The sequence below is a fragment of the Labedaea rhizosphaerae genome (assembly GCF_004362825.1).
Lineage (GTDB): Bacteria > Actinomycetota > Actinomycetes > Mycobacteriales > Pseudonocardiaceae > Labedaea > Labedaea rhizosphaerae.
Window position 1 is genome coordinate 328,914 of sequence record NZ_SNXZ01000003.1, and the last position, 16,334, is coordinate 345,247.

The window sequence follows — 16,334 nt, forward strand, 5'->3', positions numbered from 1 at the left end:
CGGCGGACCGGGTGGCCGCCGCCCTGGTGGCACCGCCGGCTTCCCAACCCGCCGGCTGGATCGCCGGCAGGACCGCGGGATGCCGTGCACGGTCCGGCGAGCTGAACCGGAGCCGTTGTGCGGTGGCACGCGAAGTCGTCCCGTGTCGCCACGGGCCGCGATGGCAGTCTACGCGCTCTCTTCGACGCAGGTCGCACGGCCTCCACCGCCGAGTTGTCCACAGGCACCCGGTTATCCACAGATCCGGCTCCATGGCCGCCGGACCCCCGGTCCACCCAGCACCCTGGAACCCATGCGAACCCTCATCACCGCCATCGCCGTCACCCTCGCCACCCTGATGGCCCTGCCCGCCCAAGCCGACCCGACGCCTGCGCGTTTCAGCTGGCCACTGGCCCCGCCGCACGCCGTGGTGCGGGGCTACGAGCCGCCCGACACGCCCTACGGCCGCGGCCACCGCGGTGTCGATCTGGCCGCCGCGGTGGGGACACCGGTGCTCGCCGCGGACGCCGGCGTGGTCGTCTACGCGGGCCTGGTCGCGGGGATCCCGGTGGTCTCCATCGACCACGACGGTGGCTTGCGGACCACGTACGAGCCCGTGGCCGCGTCAGTGACCACGGGTGCCCAGGTCTACCGGGGCCAGCAGATCGGCGTGCTGCGTGCCGGTCACCCGGGCTGCAGCGCGGCGGCGTGCCTGCACTGGGGCGCGTTGCTCAACGGCGCGTACGTGAACCCGTTGAGCTATGTGCAGGTCACCCGCGTCCGCCTGAAACCCTGGGACCCGGGCGACGCTTGACGCTGGTCAGCTCTCGACCAGCTTGGCGCGCAGCCGCAGCACCGCGCGGGTGTGCAGCTGGCACACGCGCGACTCGGTGACCCCGAGGACCTTGCCGATCTCGGCGAGGGTCAGGTTCTCGAAGTAGTACAGGGTCACGACGATGCGGTCGCGCTCCGCGAGCCGCCCGATGGCCTCGGCGAGCTGGCGCCGGTTGTCCTTGTCGACCAGCAGCGCGACCGGGTCGTCGGCACCCTCGTCCGGCAGGGTCTCGGCCAGCGAGGTCACGCCGCGCCCGGCGGCGGCGAGCTCGTCCAGCGCGACCACGCTGGTGAGCTGCAGCTGGGCGTAGACCTCGTGCAGGTCGGACACCGGCAGGCCGAGCTCGCGGGCCACCTCGGCGTCGCTCGGGGTGCGCTGCAGCTGACCGCCGAGGCGTTCGAGGGCCCGCTCGACCTCGCGGGCGCGGCCGCGCACCGAGCGCGGGACCCAGTCCTGCGAGCGCAGGTCGTCGAGGATCGCGCCCCGGATGCGCTGCATGGCGTAGGTCTCGAACTTGAGGCCGCGCTCGGGCTCGAACTTCTCGATCGCGTCGACGAGGCCGAAGATCCCCGACTGCACCAGGTCGGCCACGTCGACGTGCGCGGGCAGACCCGTGCCGACCCGGCCGGCGACGTACTTGACGAGCGGCGCGTAGTGCAGCACTAGGCGGTCGCGGTAGCGCTGCTCGCGGTTGTTGCCGAAGTCCCGCCACAAGGCGACGATGCCGGCTTCGACGTCGTCCGCCGTCCGGTGGTCGCCGGGCAGCACCCCGCTCGGCTGGCCGGCGCCGTACGGCGCGGACCACCCGTTGTTTTGTACCCGCGAGGAGGTCGTCGTCACGGTACGTGAACCTCCCCCGAGGTCATCGGGAACGGGGGTGGGTTCGGTCATGGATCGCCTTCAGCCGTTCGACGGTCACGTGAGTGTAGAGCTGCGTAGTAGCGAGCGTAGCGTGACCGAGTAGCTCCTGGACGCTACGAAGGTCAGCGCCACCTTCCAGCAGGTGCGTGGCCGCGCTGTGGCGCAGGCCGTGCGGCCCCATGTCGGCCGCCTGCGGCACCGCGGCCACGGCGTCGTGGACCACCCGTCGCGCGGTTCTCGGGTCGAGCCGCCGGCCTCGCGCACCCAGCAGCAGCGCCGAACCGGAGCCTTCGACGGCCAGGTGCGGGCGCCCGTGCTCGAGCCAGGCGTCGACGGCGGTCGCCGCGGGCGCCCCGAACGGCACGGTCCGCTCCTTGTTGCCCTTGCCGAGCACGCGGAGCACCCGGCGCCCCATGTCGAGGTCGTCGATGTCCAGGCCGCACAGCTCGGAGACCCGGATCCCGGTGGCGTACAGCAGTTCCACCAGGGCCTGGTCCCGCAGCGCGACGGGCTCGAGCTCGGCGGCGCCCGACTTGGCGGCCGTCATCAGCGCCTCGGCCTGGTCCGGCCGCAGGACGGCCGGCAGGGTCCGGTGCGGTCGCGGGGCCACCAGCCGCACGCCCGGGTCGGTGTCGAGGTGACCCCGCCGGTGCGCCCACGCCGTGAAGGTGCGGGCCGCCGCCGACCGGCGAGCCAGCGTCGTGCGGCTGGCGCCCTCGGACCGCTGGGCCGCGAGCCAACCACGCAGGGCCGCCAGGTCGACCTCGTCGAGGCGCCGGTCCGGACCCGGCTCCGGGCCGAACACGGTCAGCAGGAGCGAGGTGACATCCCCCAGGTACGCACGCACTGTGTGGTCGGAGAGCCCGCGTTCCAGAGCGAGGTGCCGCTCGTACTGGTCGAGCACCGCACCCACGGCATCGGGCAGCCGCCGTCGCGCGCCACCAAGATCGACCCGCCGCCCGGGGCGACGCACGGATGAGCCCATGGCTACTACGCTGCGTCACCACAGCGCACCAGTCAAGCACCACGACCGTGCGCCGCGCCTCCGGTTGGGGCCGCCAGCCGGACCCGTCGGACACCGCCGACCGGATCTCCGCAGGTTGAGCCCTTCGGCCCACTCCGCTCTGCACCGCAACCTGATCAATATCTGCCCCCCCAAATCGAAGCCACACAGTTGCCAGTCGTCTGCCAGTCGTTGGCCAGTCGCCGCGGCCCGGGCTAGGGCGGCTCGTCGGCATCGCAGGTCTCCGCATGACCGACGCAATCGATCAGGCGGATGACGTCGCGGCAGCGGCGGCACCGATGGGTCAGTTCACGACCGCGGGCGTTCCCCAGGCGGGCGCGCTGGCGTTGCCGCAAGCCGTGGGCGCGGGCTTCGGCGAGTGCGGCCCGGCTCGGATCCGGCTTGGCACGCAGACGCTGGCTGCTCATCCGGCCGGCACCGCCCTGACCCAGCCGGACTCGACGCGCGCGGCGAAGCCGGTGAGTTCGAGTTCCGGCAACAGCGACCGAATGCGCGGCAACGGGATGCCCGAGGCCAGCGCGACGTGCTCCGGGCTGCGGCCGGTGCGGATGCTCAACGCCTCGAACGCGCGCAGTGCTTCGGGCGCGAGGGCGTCGGTGACCCGTGCCTCACCGCGATCGCGATCGTCGGGCGAGGCGTCGAGCGGACCACACGAGTCGACGATCTCCTTGACCGACGTGACGGCGACGGCCTGCCCGGTGCGCAGCAGCTCGTGGCACCCCGCCGACATGGCGGACGTGATCGGTCCGGGCACCGCGAGCACGACCCGGCCCAGCGCGGCGGCCGTGGCCGCGGTGTTACGAGCACCGCTGCGCAGATTGGCCTCGACGACCACCGTGCCGGCACCGAGGCAGGCGATCAGCCGGTTGCGCACGAGGAAGCGGTGGCGCCCAGGCGGAACGCCTGGTGCGTACTCGCTGAGCACGAGGCCGCGCTCGGCGATCGCGTCGATCAGGCTGCTGTTGCTCGCCGGGTAGTTGATCGTCACACCGCAGGCGAGCACGGCGACCGTGGGTCCCCGTGCCGCGAGCGCTCCGCGGTGCGCCGCGCCGTCGATGCCGTTGGCCGCGCCGCTGACCACGGTCATGCCGGCGTTGGCGAGCCCGTGCCCGAATTCGGCGGCGATCTCGGCGCCATAACCGGTCGCCGCGCGAGCGCCGACCACGGACACCGCGCGGTCGAGGGCCTCGTTGAGCGGAACCGGGCCGCGGGCCCAGAGGCCCAGCGGGAGCCCGCAGCGGTGGCGCTCGAGAGTGGCCTGCGCGAGCGGGAGCAGCGGCCAGGCGGGCCACTCGGGATCTTCGGGGATCACCAGCCGGGCACCGACCCCTTCGGCGAGGGCGAAGTCATTGGCGACGAGGTCCTGTTCGCGGCGTGCGGAGGTTTCGGCGTCGACGCAATCCGGGACGTGGCCGCTGCGCACCCGATCGGCCGCCTCGACCGGGCCGAGCTTGTCGACCAAAGCGGCGAGGGCCGGGGCGGGTGGTTCGACCACGCGCATCAGGTACGCCCGCGCGTTGCGAACGTCGGTGAGATCAACCGTCACGACGCACCTCTGCTCGCGACGCGCTTCGGACGGGGCCAGGCCGGAAAGGGTGCGGTTGGTTCGGTGGTCATGGACTTCTCCGTGTGGGTGGGACAGGGAAACGAGGACTGGATGCGGCGGCGGATAAAGCCGTGGTCATGGACGATTTCCGTGTTGGGCAACGGAAATTCGACGCCTGCGCGGTGAGCGTGAGCTCCAGCGGCGGGCGGTCTCGCTCGATGAGCGAGGACGGCATGGCTGTGGAGTCGTTGTGGGCCGTGGGCGCGGGCGGCAGGGTGAGGAGGTTGTGCATGGCGGGATTCCGTTCTGTGGCAAAGGAAACAAAGGCATAGGTGGGCGGGCCGGGAGTCGACCGGCCTGAGTGGGTGTGTGGTGTTCGGGGTTAGGCGACTCGGCGGTCGCGGAATTCGAGGGCGGCGGAAACGTGGTCGGCGGTGGGGCGGGCGGCACCGGCCAGGTCGCTCAGGGTCCAGGCGACTCGCAGGCAGCGGTCGGCGCCTCGGGCGGTGACGGCGCCCGCGTTGAGACCGCGGTCCAGCAGCGCGGTTGCCTTGTCGGGCAAGGCGTATTCGCGACGCAGGACTGGGCCTGGAACCTCGGCGTTGGTGCGCCAGCCTCGATCCGCCCAACGAGCGGCGGCTCGTTCACGGGCGGCCAGGACCCGCGCGCGGACGGCGGCCGTCGACTCCGGTGGGTTGACCTCGACGCCCGACATGGCCGTGATCGGCCTGGTTCGGACGCGGATGTCCACGCGGTCCAGCAACGGCCCGGACAAACGGGCCGCGTAGCGCCGGCGGGCGTCCGGGGTGCAGGTGCAGTCGCGGTCTCGGGGCGGCGCGCATGGGCACGGGTTGGTGGCCAGGACCAACTGGAAGCGCGCCGGGTAGCAGGTGACGCCATCGCGTCTGGCGATGCGGACTTCGCCTTCTTCCAGCGCGGTGCGCAGGGCCTCCAGCTTGTGCGGCCCCAGCTCGCAGGCTTCGTCGAGGAACAGGATGCCGAGGTGTGCGCGGCTGATCGCGCCCGGTTTGGCGATGCCCACGCCGCCGCCGACCAGGGCCGGCACCGACGTCGAGTGGTGTGGGGCCATGAAGGGCGGGACCGTGATCAGCGGCGCGTCCGGGGTCAGCATGCCCGCCACCGAGTGCACGGCGGTGACCGACAACGACTGCTCCATCGACAGCATCGGCAACAGGCCCGGCAATCGGCGGGCCAGCATGGTCTTGCCGGTGCCCGGCGGGCCGACCAGCAGGAGGTGGTGGCCGCCGGCGGCGGCGACCTCCAGCGCCCACCGGGCTTCGGGCTGACCCACGACGTCGGCCAGGTCGTCCACCCGCGGTGGGTCGGCCGGAACGTACTCCCCCGGCTGCTGCAGGGCGTCGTCTTCGCCGTCCAGCCACCGCAGGACCTCGTCGAGGCGCTCGGCACCGACGGCCTCGACGCCGGTGACCAAGGACGCCTCGGCGAGCGCGGAGGTCGGCACCACGGCACGGGTCAGCCCGGCGCGGCGGGCGGCCAGCAGGCCCGGCAGGACGCCTCGCACGTGCCGCACGCGGCCGTCCAGGGCCAGTTCGCCGAGCAGCACCGTGTTGGCCAGGCGCTCACCGGGTGCAGCTCCGGCGGCGACCAGGGCGCTGCAAGCCAACGCCAGGTCGTAGCCGGCGCCCAGCTTGGGCAGGGTCGCCGGGGACAGGCCCAGCGTGATGCTCTTGTCCGGCCAGCTGCGGCCGCTGTTGCGCACGGCGGCACGCACGCGGTCCTTGGCTTCCCGGAGTGCCGCGTCCGGCAGGCCGACGATGTGCACGGCGGGCGTGCCCGCGCCGATGTCGGCCTCCACCTCGACGACGGTCCCGTCCACGCCGATCAGGGCGACAGACCAGGCACGAGCCAGAGCCATCACCCCACCCCCTCAGCACGACAGCCCAAGGCCGAACACAGCTGCCCGAGGCGGCAAGCCACCCGCTCCGAGAGCGGGAGACTCTTGTCGGCCTCCACCTCGCCGAGGGTCCCGCCCAAGCCAGTCAGAGCGACGGACCAGGTACGACCGCGAGCCATCACGTCTCCCCCTCAGCGCGACAGGCCACGGCCGAACGCGGCTGACGGGGGCGGCGAACCATCCGCTCCGAGAACGGGAGGCCCTTGTCGGCCTCCACCTCGACGACGGTCCCGCCCACGCCAGTCAGAGCGACAGACCAGGCAGCTCGGCGGCGCCGGCGCGGAGGCGGTGGGCCAGGGCGACGAGCTACCCGCGCGGAGAGCGGGAGGGCGGCACCCAGCAATGCGGGCACCGGACAGGCAGGGCGGTACCAGCGCATCAGAACGCACCTGCCAGGTGCTCGATGCGGGGCACACCGCCCGGTGGCCAGAGCACCGAGATGATGTCGTACCTGCTGTCCTGCAACGGGCTGCGGCTGGCATCGCGCCACAGGCGGGCCAGGCGGCGGATGCGGCGGGCCTTGTCCTCGGTCACCGCCTCCGCGGGCGCCCCGTAGCCGGTGCCGCCGCGGGTCTTGACCTCGCAGAAGATGAGGCGTTTGCCGTCGGTGGCGATCAGGTCCAGTTCGCCCGCGGGGCAGCGCCAGTTGCGGCCCAGCACCTTCAGGCCGTGCTTGCGCAGGTAGCGCTCAGCGAGCCATTCGCCGCGCCGGCCCAGGTCCCGGTGGTCGAGCTTGATCCCCATGAGTCCCCCTTGGAAGTCGTTTCGGAGTGGGTGGTCCGGTTACGACTTTGCCGGAGATCGGCGGGGTGTGGGGGTGGTGATGGTGGATCTGTGGATAGTTGGGTGGCTGTGGATAACTCAGCCTGGGAAGGGCCCGTCGTCGGGTAGGCGCAGGTCCGGTTTGTCCAGCTCTTCCACGTTGACGTCCTTGAACGTGATCACACGGACGTTCTTGACGAACCGCGCGGGCCGGTACATGTCCCAGACCCACGCGTCCGACATCCGGACGTCGAAGTACACCTCGCCGTCCGCGTCCCTGACCTGCACGTCCACGGCGTTCGCCAGGTAAAAGCGCCGTTCGGTCTCCACCACGTACGAGAACTGCCCGACGATGTCGCGGTACTCGCGGTACAGCGACAACTCCATCTCGGTCTCGTACTTCTCGAGATCCTCCGCACTCATCGCGTGCGCGCTCCTCCTGCCTGACCCGCTTCCTGCGGGGACCCACCATTCTGGACCACGTCGGCCGCCGCCACACTCAACGCCACCCGATGTGGCGCACGTTTACCGTGGGCGAGCCCAGCGGACTGCACGGTCACGAACGACCACCTGTGCACATCGCTGGGCCCGTGCGCGCGTAACGCCGCGCGGTGCGTCGGCGTGATGTAGCCCTTGTGCTCGTCGAAGCCGTACATCGGCCACTCGTCGTGGAGCCCTCCCATGATGCGGTCGCGGGTCACCTTCGCCAGCACGGACGCCGCCGCGATGCAGGCGACCGCGAGGTCGCCCTTGACCACCGGCATGGTCGGCGCGCCGAACCCGGTCACCCGGAAGCCGTCGGTCAGCACGTAGCCGGGGTGGTGCTCGAGTCGGGCCACCGCACGGCGCATGCCCTCGACGTTGGCCTGGTGCACGCCGCGCCGGTCCACCTCCTCGGTGGGCACCACGACGATCGCGAAGTCCGCGGCCCGCGCGAGGACCTTGTAGTACATCTCCTCGCGGGCCTGCGGGTTGAGCAGCTTCGAGTCGGTCAGGTCGGCGAAGCGGCCCGCATCGCCCGGGCGCAGCACGCACGAGGCCACGACCAACGGCCCGGCACAAGCGCCACGGCCCGCCTCGTCCACGCCGGCGACCGGCCCGAGGCCGCGCCGCTCCAGCGCCGACTGGTACGCCCACGTCCCCGCGTCGCGCCGCACCGGAACGCGCGGCGGCGGCTCGACCAGCGGCGGACCAACCCGAGCCGTGGCGGATCCGGCACGGCGCCCGGCCGAAGCCCTGGGACGCCGCGACCGGGTAGCTTGCCGCACGTCTCCGGACACGAACTAGCCTTCGTCACGCTTTCTTCGGGGCCACTTGGCCACAACGAAACCCTTGGCCCGCCGTCCCAACCACAGCGTCGGGAACGCCAGGGCCAGACCCGCGCCCAACGGCGCGCCCTGCTGCCAGGCGGGCGCACCCATCGCCGACGCCTGCTCCTGCGGGTTCTGGGCGTCCACCGTGCCCCAACGCCCCGGCGGCAGCACGATGAGCCGTGCCTTGCCGATCACGTGGTCGATCGGCACCACGCCATTCACGTTTCCCTGGGTATCGCTGACGCGACCCTGATAACGCGAATCGGACGAATCGTTGCGATTGTCGCCCATCACCCACAAGGTGCCATCCGGCACTTTTACCTCGGGGAAGGATTCTTGGATCGGCGGACCGCCGTTCCAATAGATATAGGGCTCGTTCAACGGTTTTCCGTCGACGAGCACGTGATTGTTCGCGTCGCAGCACTTCACCGTCTGGCCGGGGCCGGCGATGACGCGTTTCACGAAGTCGCGCTCGTCGGGTGGCGCCAAGCCGACGACCGAACCGACCGCCTGCAGACCCCGCACGAAGAAGTTGTCCGACCGCGGCGCGATGAAGTCGTTCTCGGTCCAGGTGTCCGGGCCCTTGAAGACGATGACGTCACCAGGCTCGGGATCGCCGAAGTCGTAGGTCAGCTTGTCCACGAGCACGCGGTCACCGAAGCACCCGGCGCAGCCGTGCAGCGTCTGCTCCATCGACTCGGACGGGATCACGTAGACCCGCGCGAGGAACTGCTGGATCAGGAAGGTGAGCAACAGCGCGACCCCGATGAGGATCGGCAGTTCCTTCCAAAACGACCGCGGCTTCTTCTTTTTCCGATGAGCCCCGACGGCGGGCGAGGCCTCGGCGGAATCGTCGGTTTCTACCGACTCCGCCGTTTCCACCTCAGGTACCGATACGCTTTCGCCGATGCGGTCGGGATCATCCTCGGACGCTGCGGAGTGCACAGGGTTGACCACGTAACCAGATTACGGCAACTGGTGTGGGACGCCGGTCAGGACGCGGGCGTGGTCTCGCGCTTTTCCTTGATCTTGGCGGCCTTGCCACGCAGCTCGCGCAGGTAGTACAGCTTCGCCCGGCGCACGTCACCGCGCTTGGCGACCTCGATGCGGGCGATGTTCGGGGAGTGCACCGGGAAGGTGCGCTCGACGCCGACGCCGAACGAGATCTTCCGCACGGTGAAGGTCTCGCGGATGCCGCCGCCCTGGCGACGGATGACCACGCCCTGGAACACCTGGACGCGCTCGCGCGAGCCCTCGATGACGCGGACGTGAACCTTCAGCGTGTCACCCGGGCGGAAGTCCGGGACGTCGGAACGCAGCGACTGGGCGTCCAGGGCATCCAGGGTGTTCATCGGTAATCCGTCCTCGTTGTCGAACTTCGTCTACGGCCCCCGGGGCGCGCAAGAAGACCTCGCGACGACCAACCGTGGGGATGGGCTTGCGGTGCGCGGCCCGCTCGTCTGGCCGCAGCAACCTGTTCAGTGTGCCAGACGCGGGCGGAACACCGGAAATCGGGGCGTCACCCGCCGGTCCGCAACCGGTCGAGCACCGCGTGGTCGTGCTGGTCGAGCGCGTCTTCAGGCAGCGCGGCGAGCAGGTCGGGGCGGCGTTCGTAGGTCCGGGCCAGCGCCTGGTCACGACGCCAGCGGTCGATCAACGCGTGGTTGCCCGACCGCAGCACCTCGGGCACGGCCAGGCCGCGCCAGACCTCCGGGCGGGTGTAGCTGGGGCCTTCGAGCAGGCCGTCGGAGAAGGAGTCCTGCTCGTGGGAGAGCTGGTTGCCCAGCACGCCGGGCAGCAGCCGGACGATCGCCTCCACCATGACGAGCACGGCCACCTCGCCGCCGATCAGCACGTAGTCGCCGATCGAGACCTCGTCGACCGGCATCCGGGTGGCCGCGTCGTCGATCACCCGCTGGTCGATGCCCTCGTAGCGGCCGCACGCGAAGACCAGCCGCGGTTCGGCGGCCAGTTCGTGGGCCATGGCCTGGGTGAACGGCCGTCCGGCCGGGCTCGGCACGATCAGCCGGGCCGGCGTGGCGCAGACCTCGTCCAGCGCGGCGCCCCAGATCTGCGGCTTCATCACCATGCCGGGACCGCCGCCGTATGGGCTGTCGTCCACCGAGCGGTGCACGTCGTGGGTCCAGTCGCGCAGGTCGTGCACGTCGACCTCGATCAGGCCGCGCTCGATGGCGCGGCCGAGCAACGCCGCCCGCAGCGGTTCGAGGTACTCGGGGAAGATCGTGACGACGTCGATGCGCACTGCCGGATCCTCAGTCCTCGTCCAGCAGTCCCTCGGGCGGGTCGATGCGCACGAACCCGCGCACGACGTCCACCTCGGGGACGATCTCCTTGACGAAGGGCACCAGGGCTTCACGGCCACCGGCGAGTTCGAGCACCAGCAGGTCGGCTCCCGGCGCATGGCTGATCTCACGCACGGTGCCGATCGGCTCCCCCTCGGCGAGCCGGACCGCGAGCCCTTCGAGCTCGTGGTCGTAGAACTCGTCGGGGTCGCCGGTGGGCGGCAGGTCCGCCGTGTCGGCGAGCAGCAGGCACCCGCGCAGCGACTCGGCGACATCGCGGGTGAGGACCTCCGCGAACGTGACGAGCAGCCGTCCGGTGTGATGCCGGACGGCTGCGATCGTCAACGTCCTGCGAGTGCCGTCACGCAGCTGGCCAATGACCTTCGCGTCGAGCTTGAACCGCTCATCGGGCGAATCGGTGCGCGGGTCGACGGCGAGCTCGCCGCGGATCCCGTGCGCCTTGGCCACGCGGCCGACGACAACTTCCATCTAGTGGTCGGTGTCCACTACGTCGACGCGGACCCCACGGCCGCCGATGCCGGCCATGACCGTGCGCAGGGCGGTCGCGGTGCGTCCGCCCCGGCCGATCACCTTGCCGAGGTCGTCGGGGTGCACGTGCACCTCGAGGGTGCGGCCGCGGCGCGTGGTCACCAGCTCGACGCGAACGTCGTCCGGGTTGTCCACGATGCCGCGCACAAGGTGTTCGAGTGCGTCAGCCAAGAAGCTCACGACTCTTCCTTGGCACCCTTGTCCTCAGCCTTGTCCTCAGCCTTGGCGTCCTTGGCGTCCGCCTTGGCGTCGTCCTTGGCCTCGGCCTTCTTCGGCGCGCTCTTCTTCTTCGGCGTGGTCGCCTCGGTCGTCGGCTCCTCGCCGGCGGCCGCGAGCGCGGCGTTGAAGAGGTCCAGCTTGCTGGTCTTGGGCTCCTTGACCTTCAGGGTGCCCTCGGCACCCGGCAGGCCCTTGAACTTCTGCCAGTCGCCGGTGATCTCCAGCAGGTGCTGCACGGGCTCGGTCGGCTGCGCGCCGACACCGAGCCAGTACTGCGCCCGCTCGGAGTCGATCTCGATGAGGCTCGGTTCGTCCTTCGGGTGGTACTTGCCGATCGTCTCGATGGCCTTGCCCGACCGGCGGGTGCGCGCGTCGGCGACGATGACGCGGTAGTACGGCGCGCGGATCTTTCCGAGCCGCTGCAGCTTGATCTTGACAGCCACGGGTAGAGGTGCTCCTAGACACTGTTGTTGCTCGTGGTGGAGCGCGCGCGACCCGAGTGGGGACGGATGCGTGCGTCCGAGTTCTTGGGCGCCAGGGCACGGTGAGAGGGGCCGACCTCGGCGGACAGCCGTCTATTCTGCCAGACGGCCCGCGAACGCGACGATCGGCACCCCCGCTCCGTCCAATGCGGCCCGTACCGCGCGGGCGTGGCCGACCGCTCCGGGTGTGTCGCCGTGCAGGCACAGTGACCTGGCGCGACTGCGCAGGACCGTGCCGTCGACGGCGACGATCTCGCCGTCGCGGGCCAGCCGCGTGGCCCGCTCGACCACGGCGGCGGTGTCGGTGAGCAGGGCGCCTTCCGCGCCCCGCGGCACGAGCGTCCCCTCCGGGGTGTAGCCGCGGTCGGCGAACGCCTCGGGCACGGCGGGCAGCCCGGCCCGCTCGGCCGCACGCAGCAGCGCCGAGCCGGGCAGCCCGAGCACGGGCAGCGCGCCGAACGCCCGCACGCCGTCGACGACGGCGCCCGCCTGCCGCTCGTGGTGGACCGCGGCGTTGTAGAGCGCGCCGTGCGGCTTCACGTAGACCACGTCGGTGCCTGCGGCACGGGCGAAGGCCTGCAACGCGCCGATCTGGTAGAGCACCTCGTCGGCCAACTGCACCGGGTCCACGTCGATGAACCGCCTGCCGAACCCGGCGAGGTCCCGGTAGGACACCTGGGCGCCGATCGCCACGCCCCGCTCGGCGGCCGCGGCGCAGACCGCGCGCATGGTCGACGCGTCGCCCGCGTGGAAGCCGCACGCGACATTGGCGGAGGTGACCACGTCCAGCAGCGCGTCGTCGTCGCCGAGGCGCCAGACGCCGAAGCCCTCGCCGAGGTCGCTGTTGAGGTCGATCAAGTCGCCATCACACCCAGGGCCGTCAGCAGGTACGTCAGCGCGGGCAGGAAGTTGTTGGCCTGGTGGGCGATCACGCTGCTGCCGAGGCGGCCGGTGTACATCCGGGCGAGGCCGATGGGCAGGCCGATGACCAGCAGCAGCGACGTGCGCCACGGTTCGAGGTGGCTGACCGCGAACACGGCGGTGGACAGCAGCAGCACCGTCCAGCGGCCCCACCGCAACCGTTCCAGCGCACCCCAGAGCAGGCCGCGGTAGATGATCTCCTCGCACACCGGCCCGATCAGCCAGACGTAGAGGAACATCACCACCACGGCGAACACCGGCAGGCGCTCGTCGGTGACCAGCGAGCCGAGCGCGGACGTGGCGTTCTCCTCGCCGACGACCCTGGTCCAGATCACGGCGGCGACCGTCGTGCAGATCAGCCCGATGACGCCGAACTTCATGCCCACCCGGAAGTCCTCACGGGTGAAGCCGATGCGCAGGTCCTTGACCGGGCCGTTGCCGCGCAGGGTGGTGATCAGCATCGCGACCCCGGCGGCGAGCACCGCGGGCACGATCGTGCCCACGAGGGTCAGCGCGATGGGGTGCCGCCGGCCGTCGATCAGGACGCTGATGAAGACCGCAGAAAGCACGAACACGGCCTCAACGAACAGGAAGGCACCGAAACCCCAGCGGTGCGTACGCGGCGGCTCCGCGTCGTTCTCCGGCCGCGAGGACGGTGGCTGCTGCGGGGATGGTGACTGCTGCGGGGGCTGTGGCTCGTGCGGGGATCGCGGCTCGTGCGGGGAATCCGCGGAGTGCTCGGACGCCTCGCCTTGCTGGGTCACGAGCGCCTCCCGGGACTGCGGCTGAACGCCCAGGTTAACCGGCGCGAAAAGGGCTAGCCCACCAGCCTTCCGCGAAGCATGATCAATTCCGGGTGGCGCAACGCTTCGAGGTCCTTGCGTGGATCGTCGGCGAGCACGAGCAAGTCGGCCGCGGCGCCGTCGTCCAAGCCGGACCAGCCGAGCCAGCGCCGCGCCGCCCACGACCCGGCGGCCAACGCGTCCTCGGCGCTCATTCCCGTGTCCCGCAAGGCAAGGATCTCATCCACGATGCGGCCGTGGGCGATCCCGCCGCCCGCGTCGGTGCCCGCGTAGACGGGGATGCCCGCCTCGATGGCCGAACGCACGGTCGCCCGCACACCCTCGTGCAGCTCACGCATGTGGGCCGCGTAGACCGGGTACTTGTGGTCGGCGGACTGCGCGATGCCCGGGAAGTTCTCGATGTTGATCAACGTGGGCACCAGCGCGGTCCCGGCCGACGCCATCATCGCGATGGTGTCGTCGGTCAGGCCGGTGCCGTGCTCGATGCAGTCGATACCGGCGGCCAGCAAACCCGGCAGGGCGGCCTCGCCGAACACGTGCGCGGTCACCTTCGCACCCGCGTCGTGCGCCACCTGGATCGCCTCGGCGAGCACCTCGTCCGGCCACAGTGGAGCGAGGTCGGCGCCCGCGCCCGCGGACCGGTCGATCCAGTCGCCGACCAGTTTCACCCAGCCGTCGCCCTCAGCCGCCTGCTCGGCGACCGCGCCGGGCAGCAGCGACGGGTCCTCGAGTTCGACGCCGAGGTGCGGGATGTAGCGCTTGGGCCGGGCGATGTGCCGCCCGGCGCGCAGGATCCGGGGCAGCTCGAGGCGTTCCTGCAGCGGCTTGGTGTCCAGCGGGGACGCACAGTCGCGGATCAGCAGGACGCCGGTGTCCCGGTCGACGACGGCCTGCTCGTGCGCCGCGTCGAGGTCGACCGGGCCGTCGGGGCCGATGCCGATGTGGCAGTGGGCATCGACGAGCCCGGGCACGATGAAGCCGCCGTCGGCGACCGTCTCCGCGCCCGGCACGGGCGTGGTGCGCACCCGGCCGTTGACCACCCAGAGATCACGGACCTCGTCACCCGGGAGCACCACTCCCCTGAGGTGCAGGCCGCTCAATTGTCTTTGGGGTTCTTGGGGAGCTTCAGCTTCGACGGGTCGAAGCCGGGCGGCAGGTCGTTCATGCCACCGGCGAAACCGGGTGGCAGGCTCGGGCCGCCACCGCCGGTCGGCATGGGCGGCAGACCGCCGGGGAAACCGGGCATCCCGCCACGCACCTTGGGCGGTGTGGGACCGCGCCCCTTCCCCTTCTTCCCCTTCTTGCCCTTGCGGGTCTTGCTGACCCGGCCCGGACCGCCGAAGCCGAACCGGCCGGCCATCTGCGCCATCATCTTGCGCGCCTCGAAGAACCGGTTCACCAGCTCGTTGACGTCGCGCACCTGCACGCCGGACCCCTTGGCGATGCGCAGCCGCCGGGACGCGTTGATCATCTTCGGGTTGTCCCGCTCGGCGGGGGTCATGCCGCGGATGATCGCCTGCAGCTTGTCCAGCTGCTTGTCGTCGACCTGGGCGAGCGCGTCCTTCATCTGGCCCGCGCCGGGCAGCATGCCCAGCAGGTTGCCGATCGGGCCCATCTTGCGCACCGCGAGCATCTGCTCGAGGAAGTCCTCCAAGGTCAGCTCGCCGCTGGCCACCTTGGCCGCGGCGGCCTCGGCCTGCTCCTGGTCGAAGGCCTGCTCCGCCTGCTCGATCAGGGTCAGCACGTCACCCATGCCCAGGATGCGGCTGGCCATCCGGTCGGGGTGGAAGGTGTCGAAGTCCTCGAGCTTCTCGCCGTTGGACGCGAAGAGGATCGGCTGGCCGGTGACCTCGCGCACCGACAGCGCCGCACCACCGCGGGCGTCGCCGTCGAGCTTGGTCAGCACCACGCCGGTGAAGCCGACGCCGTCGCGGAACGCCTCGGCCGTGGTGACCGCGTCCTGACCGATCATGGCGTCGACGACGAACAGGACCTCGTCGGGCTGGACGGCCTCCCGGATGTCCGCGGCCTGGCGCATCATCTCCTCGTCGACGCCGAGGCGACCGGCGGTGTCGACGACGACCACGTCGTTCTGGCCGTGCTTGGCCTCGTCGATCGAGCGGCGGGCCACGTCGACGGGGTCGCCGACCCCGTTGCCCGGCTCGGGTGCGTAGACCGCGACGCCCGCCCGCTCACCGACGACCTGCAGCTGCGTGACCGCGTTGGGGCGCTGCAGGTCGCAGGCCACGAGCAGCGGCCGGTGGCCCTGGCCGACGAGCCAGCGCGCGAGCTTGCCGGCCAGCGTCGTCTTACCGGAACCCTGCAGGCCGGCGAGCATGATCACCGACGGCGGGTTCTTCGCGAGGTTGAGCCGGCGGGTCTCGCCGCCGAGGATCTCGACGAGTTCCTCGTTGACGATCTTCACGACCTGCTGGGCCGGGTTCAGCGCCTGCGACACCTCGCTGCCCTTGGCGCGTTCCTTGACCTTGGCGATGAAGGTGCGGACCACGGGCAGCGCGACATCGGCCTCGAGCAGCGCGATGCGGATCTCGCGCGCGGTGGCGTCGATGTCGGCATCGGACAGCCGTCCCTTGCCGCGCAGGTTCTGCAGGACCGAGGTGAGCCGGTCGGACAAAGTGTCGAACACGGAACGGAACTCCAGCCAGTCGTCGAGAAATCATGGGGCCGAGCAGGGGCACCCGCTTTGTCGAGGGTAGCCGAGGCCAGGCGTCCGGTCGGGTGGATGTGGGCGTCAACCCGCCCGGCCGGTCGGTAACAGGTGTCAGCTTCCGCCCGAATGA

19 protein-coding genes are annotated in these 16,334 nt (G+C 71.2%); 1 reads left to right on the forward strand and 18 read right to left on the reverse strand.

The genetic code is table 11. The features are described from left to right. Nucleotides 1–292: 292 nt before the first annotated feature. On the forward strand, nucleotides 293–793 hold the full coding sequence (locus EV186_RS18555) for a M23 family metallopeptidase (RefSeq protein ID WP_133850585.1): 501 nt from the start codon (nucleotides 293–295) through the stop codon (nucleotides 791–793). Nucleotides 794–799: 6 nt separating this feature from the next. On the opposite strand, the gene EV186_RS18560 is transcribed toward EV186_RS18555, so the two are convergent. The 18 genes from EV186_RS18560 to ffh form a co-directional block, all read right to left on the reverse strand. Beyond that, nucleotides 800–1,705, reverse strand: a complete 906-nt coding sequence (locus tag EV186_RS18560) for a FliA/WhiG family RNA polymerase sigma factor (protein WP_133850586.1) — start codon at nucleotides 1,703–1,705, stop codon at nucleotides 800–802. Continuing rightward, nucleotides 1,677–2,660, reverse strand: coding sequence for a tyrosine recombinase XerC (locus EV186_RS18565; protein WP_133850587.1), 984 nt, complete (start codon nucleotides 2,658–2,660; stop codon nucleotides 1,677–1,679). The genes EV186_RS18560 and EV186_RS18565 overlap by 29 nt, the downstream gene beginning before the upstream one ends. Nucleotides 2,661–2,893: 233 nt before the next feature. Further along, nucleotides 2,894–3,106 (reverse strand): hypothetical protein, encoded by a 213-nt coding sequence (locus tag EV186_RS18570; protein WP_133850588.1) that lies wholly within the window; start codon nucleotides 3,104–3,106, stop codon nucleotides 2,894–2,896. Then, nucleotides 3,103–4,245, reverse strand: coding sequence for a DNA-processing protein DprA (gene dprA, locus EV186_RS18575; RefSeq protein ID WP_341815146.1), 1,143 nt, complete (start codon nucleotides 4,243–4,245; stop codon nucleotides 3,103–3,105). Before dprA ends, EV186_RS18570 begins: the two co-directional genes overlap by 4 nt. Nucleotides 4,246–4,627: 382 nt before the next feature. Further along, nucleotides 4,628–6,142 (reverse strand): YifB family Mg chelatase-like AAA ATPase, encoded by a 1,515-nt coding sequence (locus EV186_RS18580; RefSeq protein WP_133850589.1) that lies wholly within the window; start codon nucleotides 6,140–6,142, stop codon nucleotides 4,628–4,630. Nucleotides 6,143–6,559: 417 nt separating this feature from the next. After that, nucleotides 6,560–6,925 (reverse strand): YraN family protein, encoded by a 366-nt coding sequence (locus tag EV186_RS18585; RefSeq protein ID WP_133850590.1) that lies wholly within the window; start codon nucleotides 6,923–6,925, stop codon nucleotides 6,560–6,562. Between the two features lie 117 nt (nucleotides 6,926–7,042). After that, nucleotides 7,043–7,366: a DUF2469 domain-containing protein gene (locus EV186_RS18590; RefSeq protein WP_133850591.1), complete on the reverse strand. Its 324-nt coding sequence runs from the start codon at nucleotides 7,364–7,366 to the stop codon at nucleotides 7,043–7,045. Next, nucleotides 7,363–8,100, reverse strand: a complete 738-nt coding sequence (locus EV186_RS18595; protein WP_243754135.1) for a ribonuclease HII — start codon at nucleotides 8,098–8,100, stop codon at nucleotides 7,363–7,365. The genes EV186_RS18590 and EV186_RS18595 overlap by 4 nt, the downstream gene beginning before the upstream one ends. Before the next feature lie 126 nt (nucleotides 8,101–8,226). Continuing rightward, nucleotides 8,227–9,213, reverse strand: coding sequence for a signal peptidase I (lepB, locus tag EV186_RS18600; protein ID WP_133850592.1), 987 nt, complete (start codon nucleotides 9,211–9,213; stop codon nucleotides 8,227–8,229). A gap of 35 nt (nucleotides 9,214–9,248) precedes the next feature. After that, nucleotides 9,249–9,608 carry a 50S ribosomal protein L19 gene (rplS, locus tag EV186_RS18605; protein WP_133850593.1) on the reverse strand — a complete coding sequence of 120 codons (360 nt, stop codon included), beginning with the start codon at nucleotides 9,606–9,608 and terminating at the stop codon, nucleotides 9,249–9,251. A gap of 167 nt (nucleotides 9,609–9,775) precedes the next feature. Continuing rightward, a complete protein-coding gene (gene trmD, locus EV186_RS18610) occupies nucleotides 9,776–10,519 on the reverse strand; it encodes a tRNA (guanosine(37)-N1)-methyltransferase TrmD (RefSeq protein WP_133850594.1) in 744 nt (247 codons plus the stop codon). Between the two features lie 10 nt (nucleotides 10,520–10,529). Beyond that, a complete protein-coding gene (gene rimM, locus EV186_RS18615; protein WP_133850595.1) occupies nucleotides 10,530–11,048 on the reverse strand; it encodes a ribosome maturation factor RimM in 519 nt (172 codons plus the stop codon). Next, the gene (locus EV186_RS18620; RefSeq protein WP_133850596.1) at nucleotides 11,049–11,288 is read right to left on the reverse strand and encodes an RNA-binding protein; all 240 of its coding nucleotides are present in this window, start codon (nucleotides 11,286–11,288) and stop codon (nucleotides 11,049–11,051) included. Continuing rightward, on the reverse strand, nucleotides 11,285–11,770 hold the full coding sequence (rpsP, locus tag EV186_RS18625; RefSeq protein WP_133850597.1) for a 30S ribosomal protein S16: 486 nt from the start codon (nucleotides 11,768–11,770) through the stop codon (nucleotides 11,285–11,287). Before rpsP ends, EV186_RS18620 begins: the two co-directional genes overlap by 4 nt. A gap of 132 nt (nucleotides 11,771–11,902) precedes the next feature. Beyond that, nucleotides 11,903–12,667 (reverse strand): LamB/YcsF family protein, encoded by a 765-nt coding sequence (locus EV186_RS18630; RefSeq protein WP_133850598.1) that lies wholly within the window; start codon nucleotides 12,665–12,667, stop codon nucleotides 11,903–11,905. Next, nucleotides 12,664–13,494 (reverse strand): CPBP family intramembrane glutamic endopeptidase, encoded by an 831-nt coding sequence (locus tag EV186_RS18635; protein ID WP_133850599.1) that lies wholly within the window; start codon nucleotides 13,492–13,494, stop codon nucleotides 12,664–12,666. The genes EV186_RS18630 and EV186_RS18635 overlap by 4 nt, the downstream gene beginning before the upstream one ends. Nucleotides 13,495–13,547: 53 nt before the next feature. Beyond that, nucleotides 13,548–14,633, reverse strand: a complete 1,086-nt coding sequence (locus EV186_RS18640; RefSeq protein WP_208115676.1) for an amidohydrolase family protein — start codon at nucleotides 14,631–14,633, stop codon at nucleotides 13,548–13,550. Beyond that, nucleotides 14,630–16,180, reverse strand: a complete 1,551-nt coding sequence (gene ffh, locus EV186_RS18645; RefSeq protein ID WP_133850600.1) for a signal recognition particle protein — start codon at nucleotides 16,178–16,180, stop codon at nucleotides 14,630–14,632. Before ffh ends, EV186_RS18640 begins: the two co-directional genes overlap by 4 nt. Nucleotides 16,181–16,334: the final 154 nt, after the last annotated feature.

Bases quoted from the DNA above. Each gene is read 5' to 3' on its own strand.
- EV186_RS18565 (WP_133850587.1), bottom strand. From the start codon at position 2,660: ATGGGCTCATCCGTGCGTCGCCCCGGGCGGCGGGTCGATCTTGGTGGC.
- EV186_RS18555 (WP_133850585.1), top strand. From the start codon at position 293: ATGCGAACCCTCATCACCGCCATCGCCGTCACCCTCGCCACCCTGATG.
- rimM (WP_133850595.1), bottom strand. From the start codon at position 11,048: ATGGAAGTTGTCGTCGGCCGCGTGGCCAAGGCGCACGGGATCCGCGGC.
- rplS (WP_133850593.1), bottom strand. From the start codon at position 9,608: ATGAACACCCTGGATGCCCTGGACGCCCAGTCGCTGCGTTCCGACGTC.
- EV186_RS18590 (WP_133850591.1), bottom strand. From the start codon at position 7,366: ATGAGTGCGGAGGATCTCGAGAAGTACGAGACCGAGATGGAGTTGTCG.
- EV186_RS18560 (WP_133850586.1), bottom strand. From the start codon at position 1,705: ATGACCGAACCCACCCCCGTTCCCGATGACCTCGGGGGAGGTTCACGT.
- EV186_RS18580 (WP_133850589.1), bottom strand. From the start codon at position 6,142: ATGGCTCTGGCTCGTGCCTGGTCTGTCGCCCTGATCGGCGTGGACGGG.
- EV186_RS18585 (WP_133850590.1), bottom strand. From the start codon at position 6,925: ATGGGGATCAAGCTCGACCACCGGGACCTGGGCCGGCGCGGCGAATGG.
- EV186_RS18570 (WP_133850588.1), bottom strand. From the start codon at position 3,106: ATGAGCAGCCAGCGTCTGCGTGCCAAGCCGGATCCGAGCCGGGCCGCA.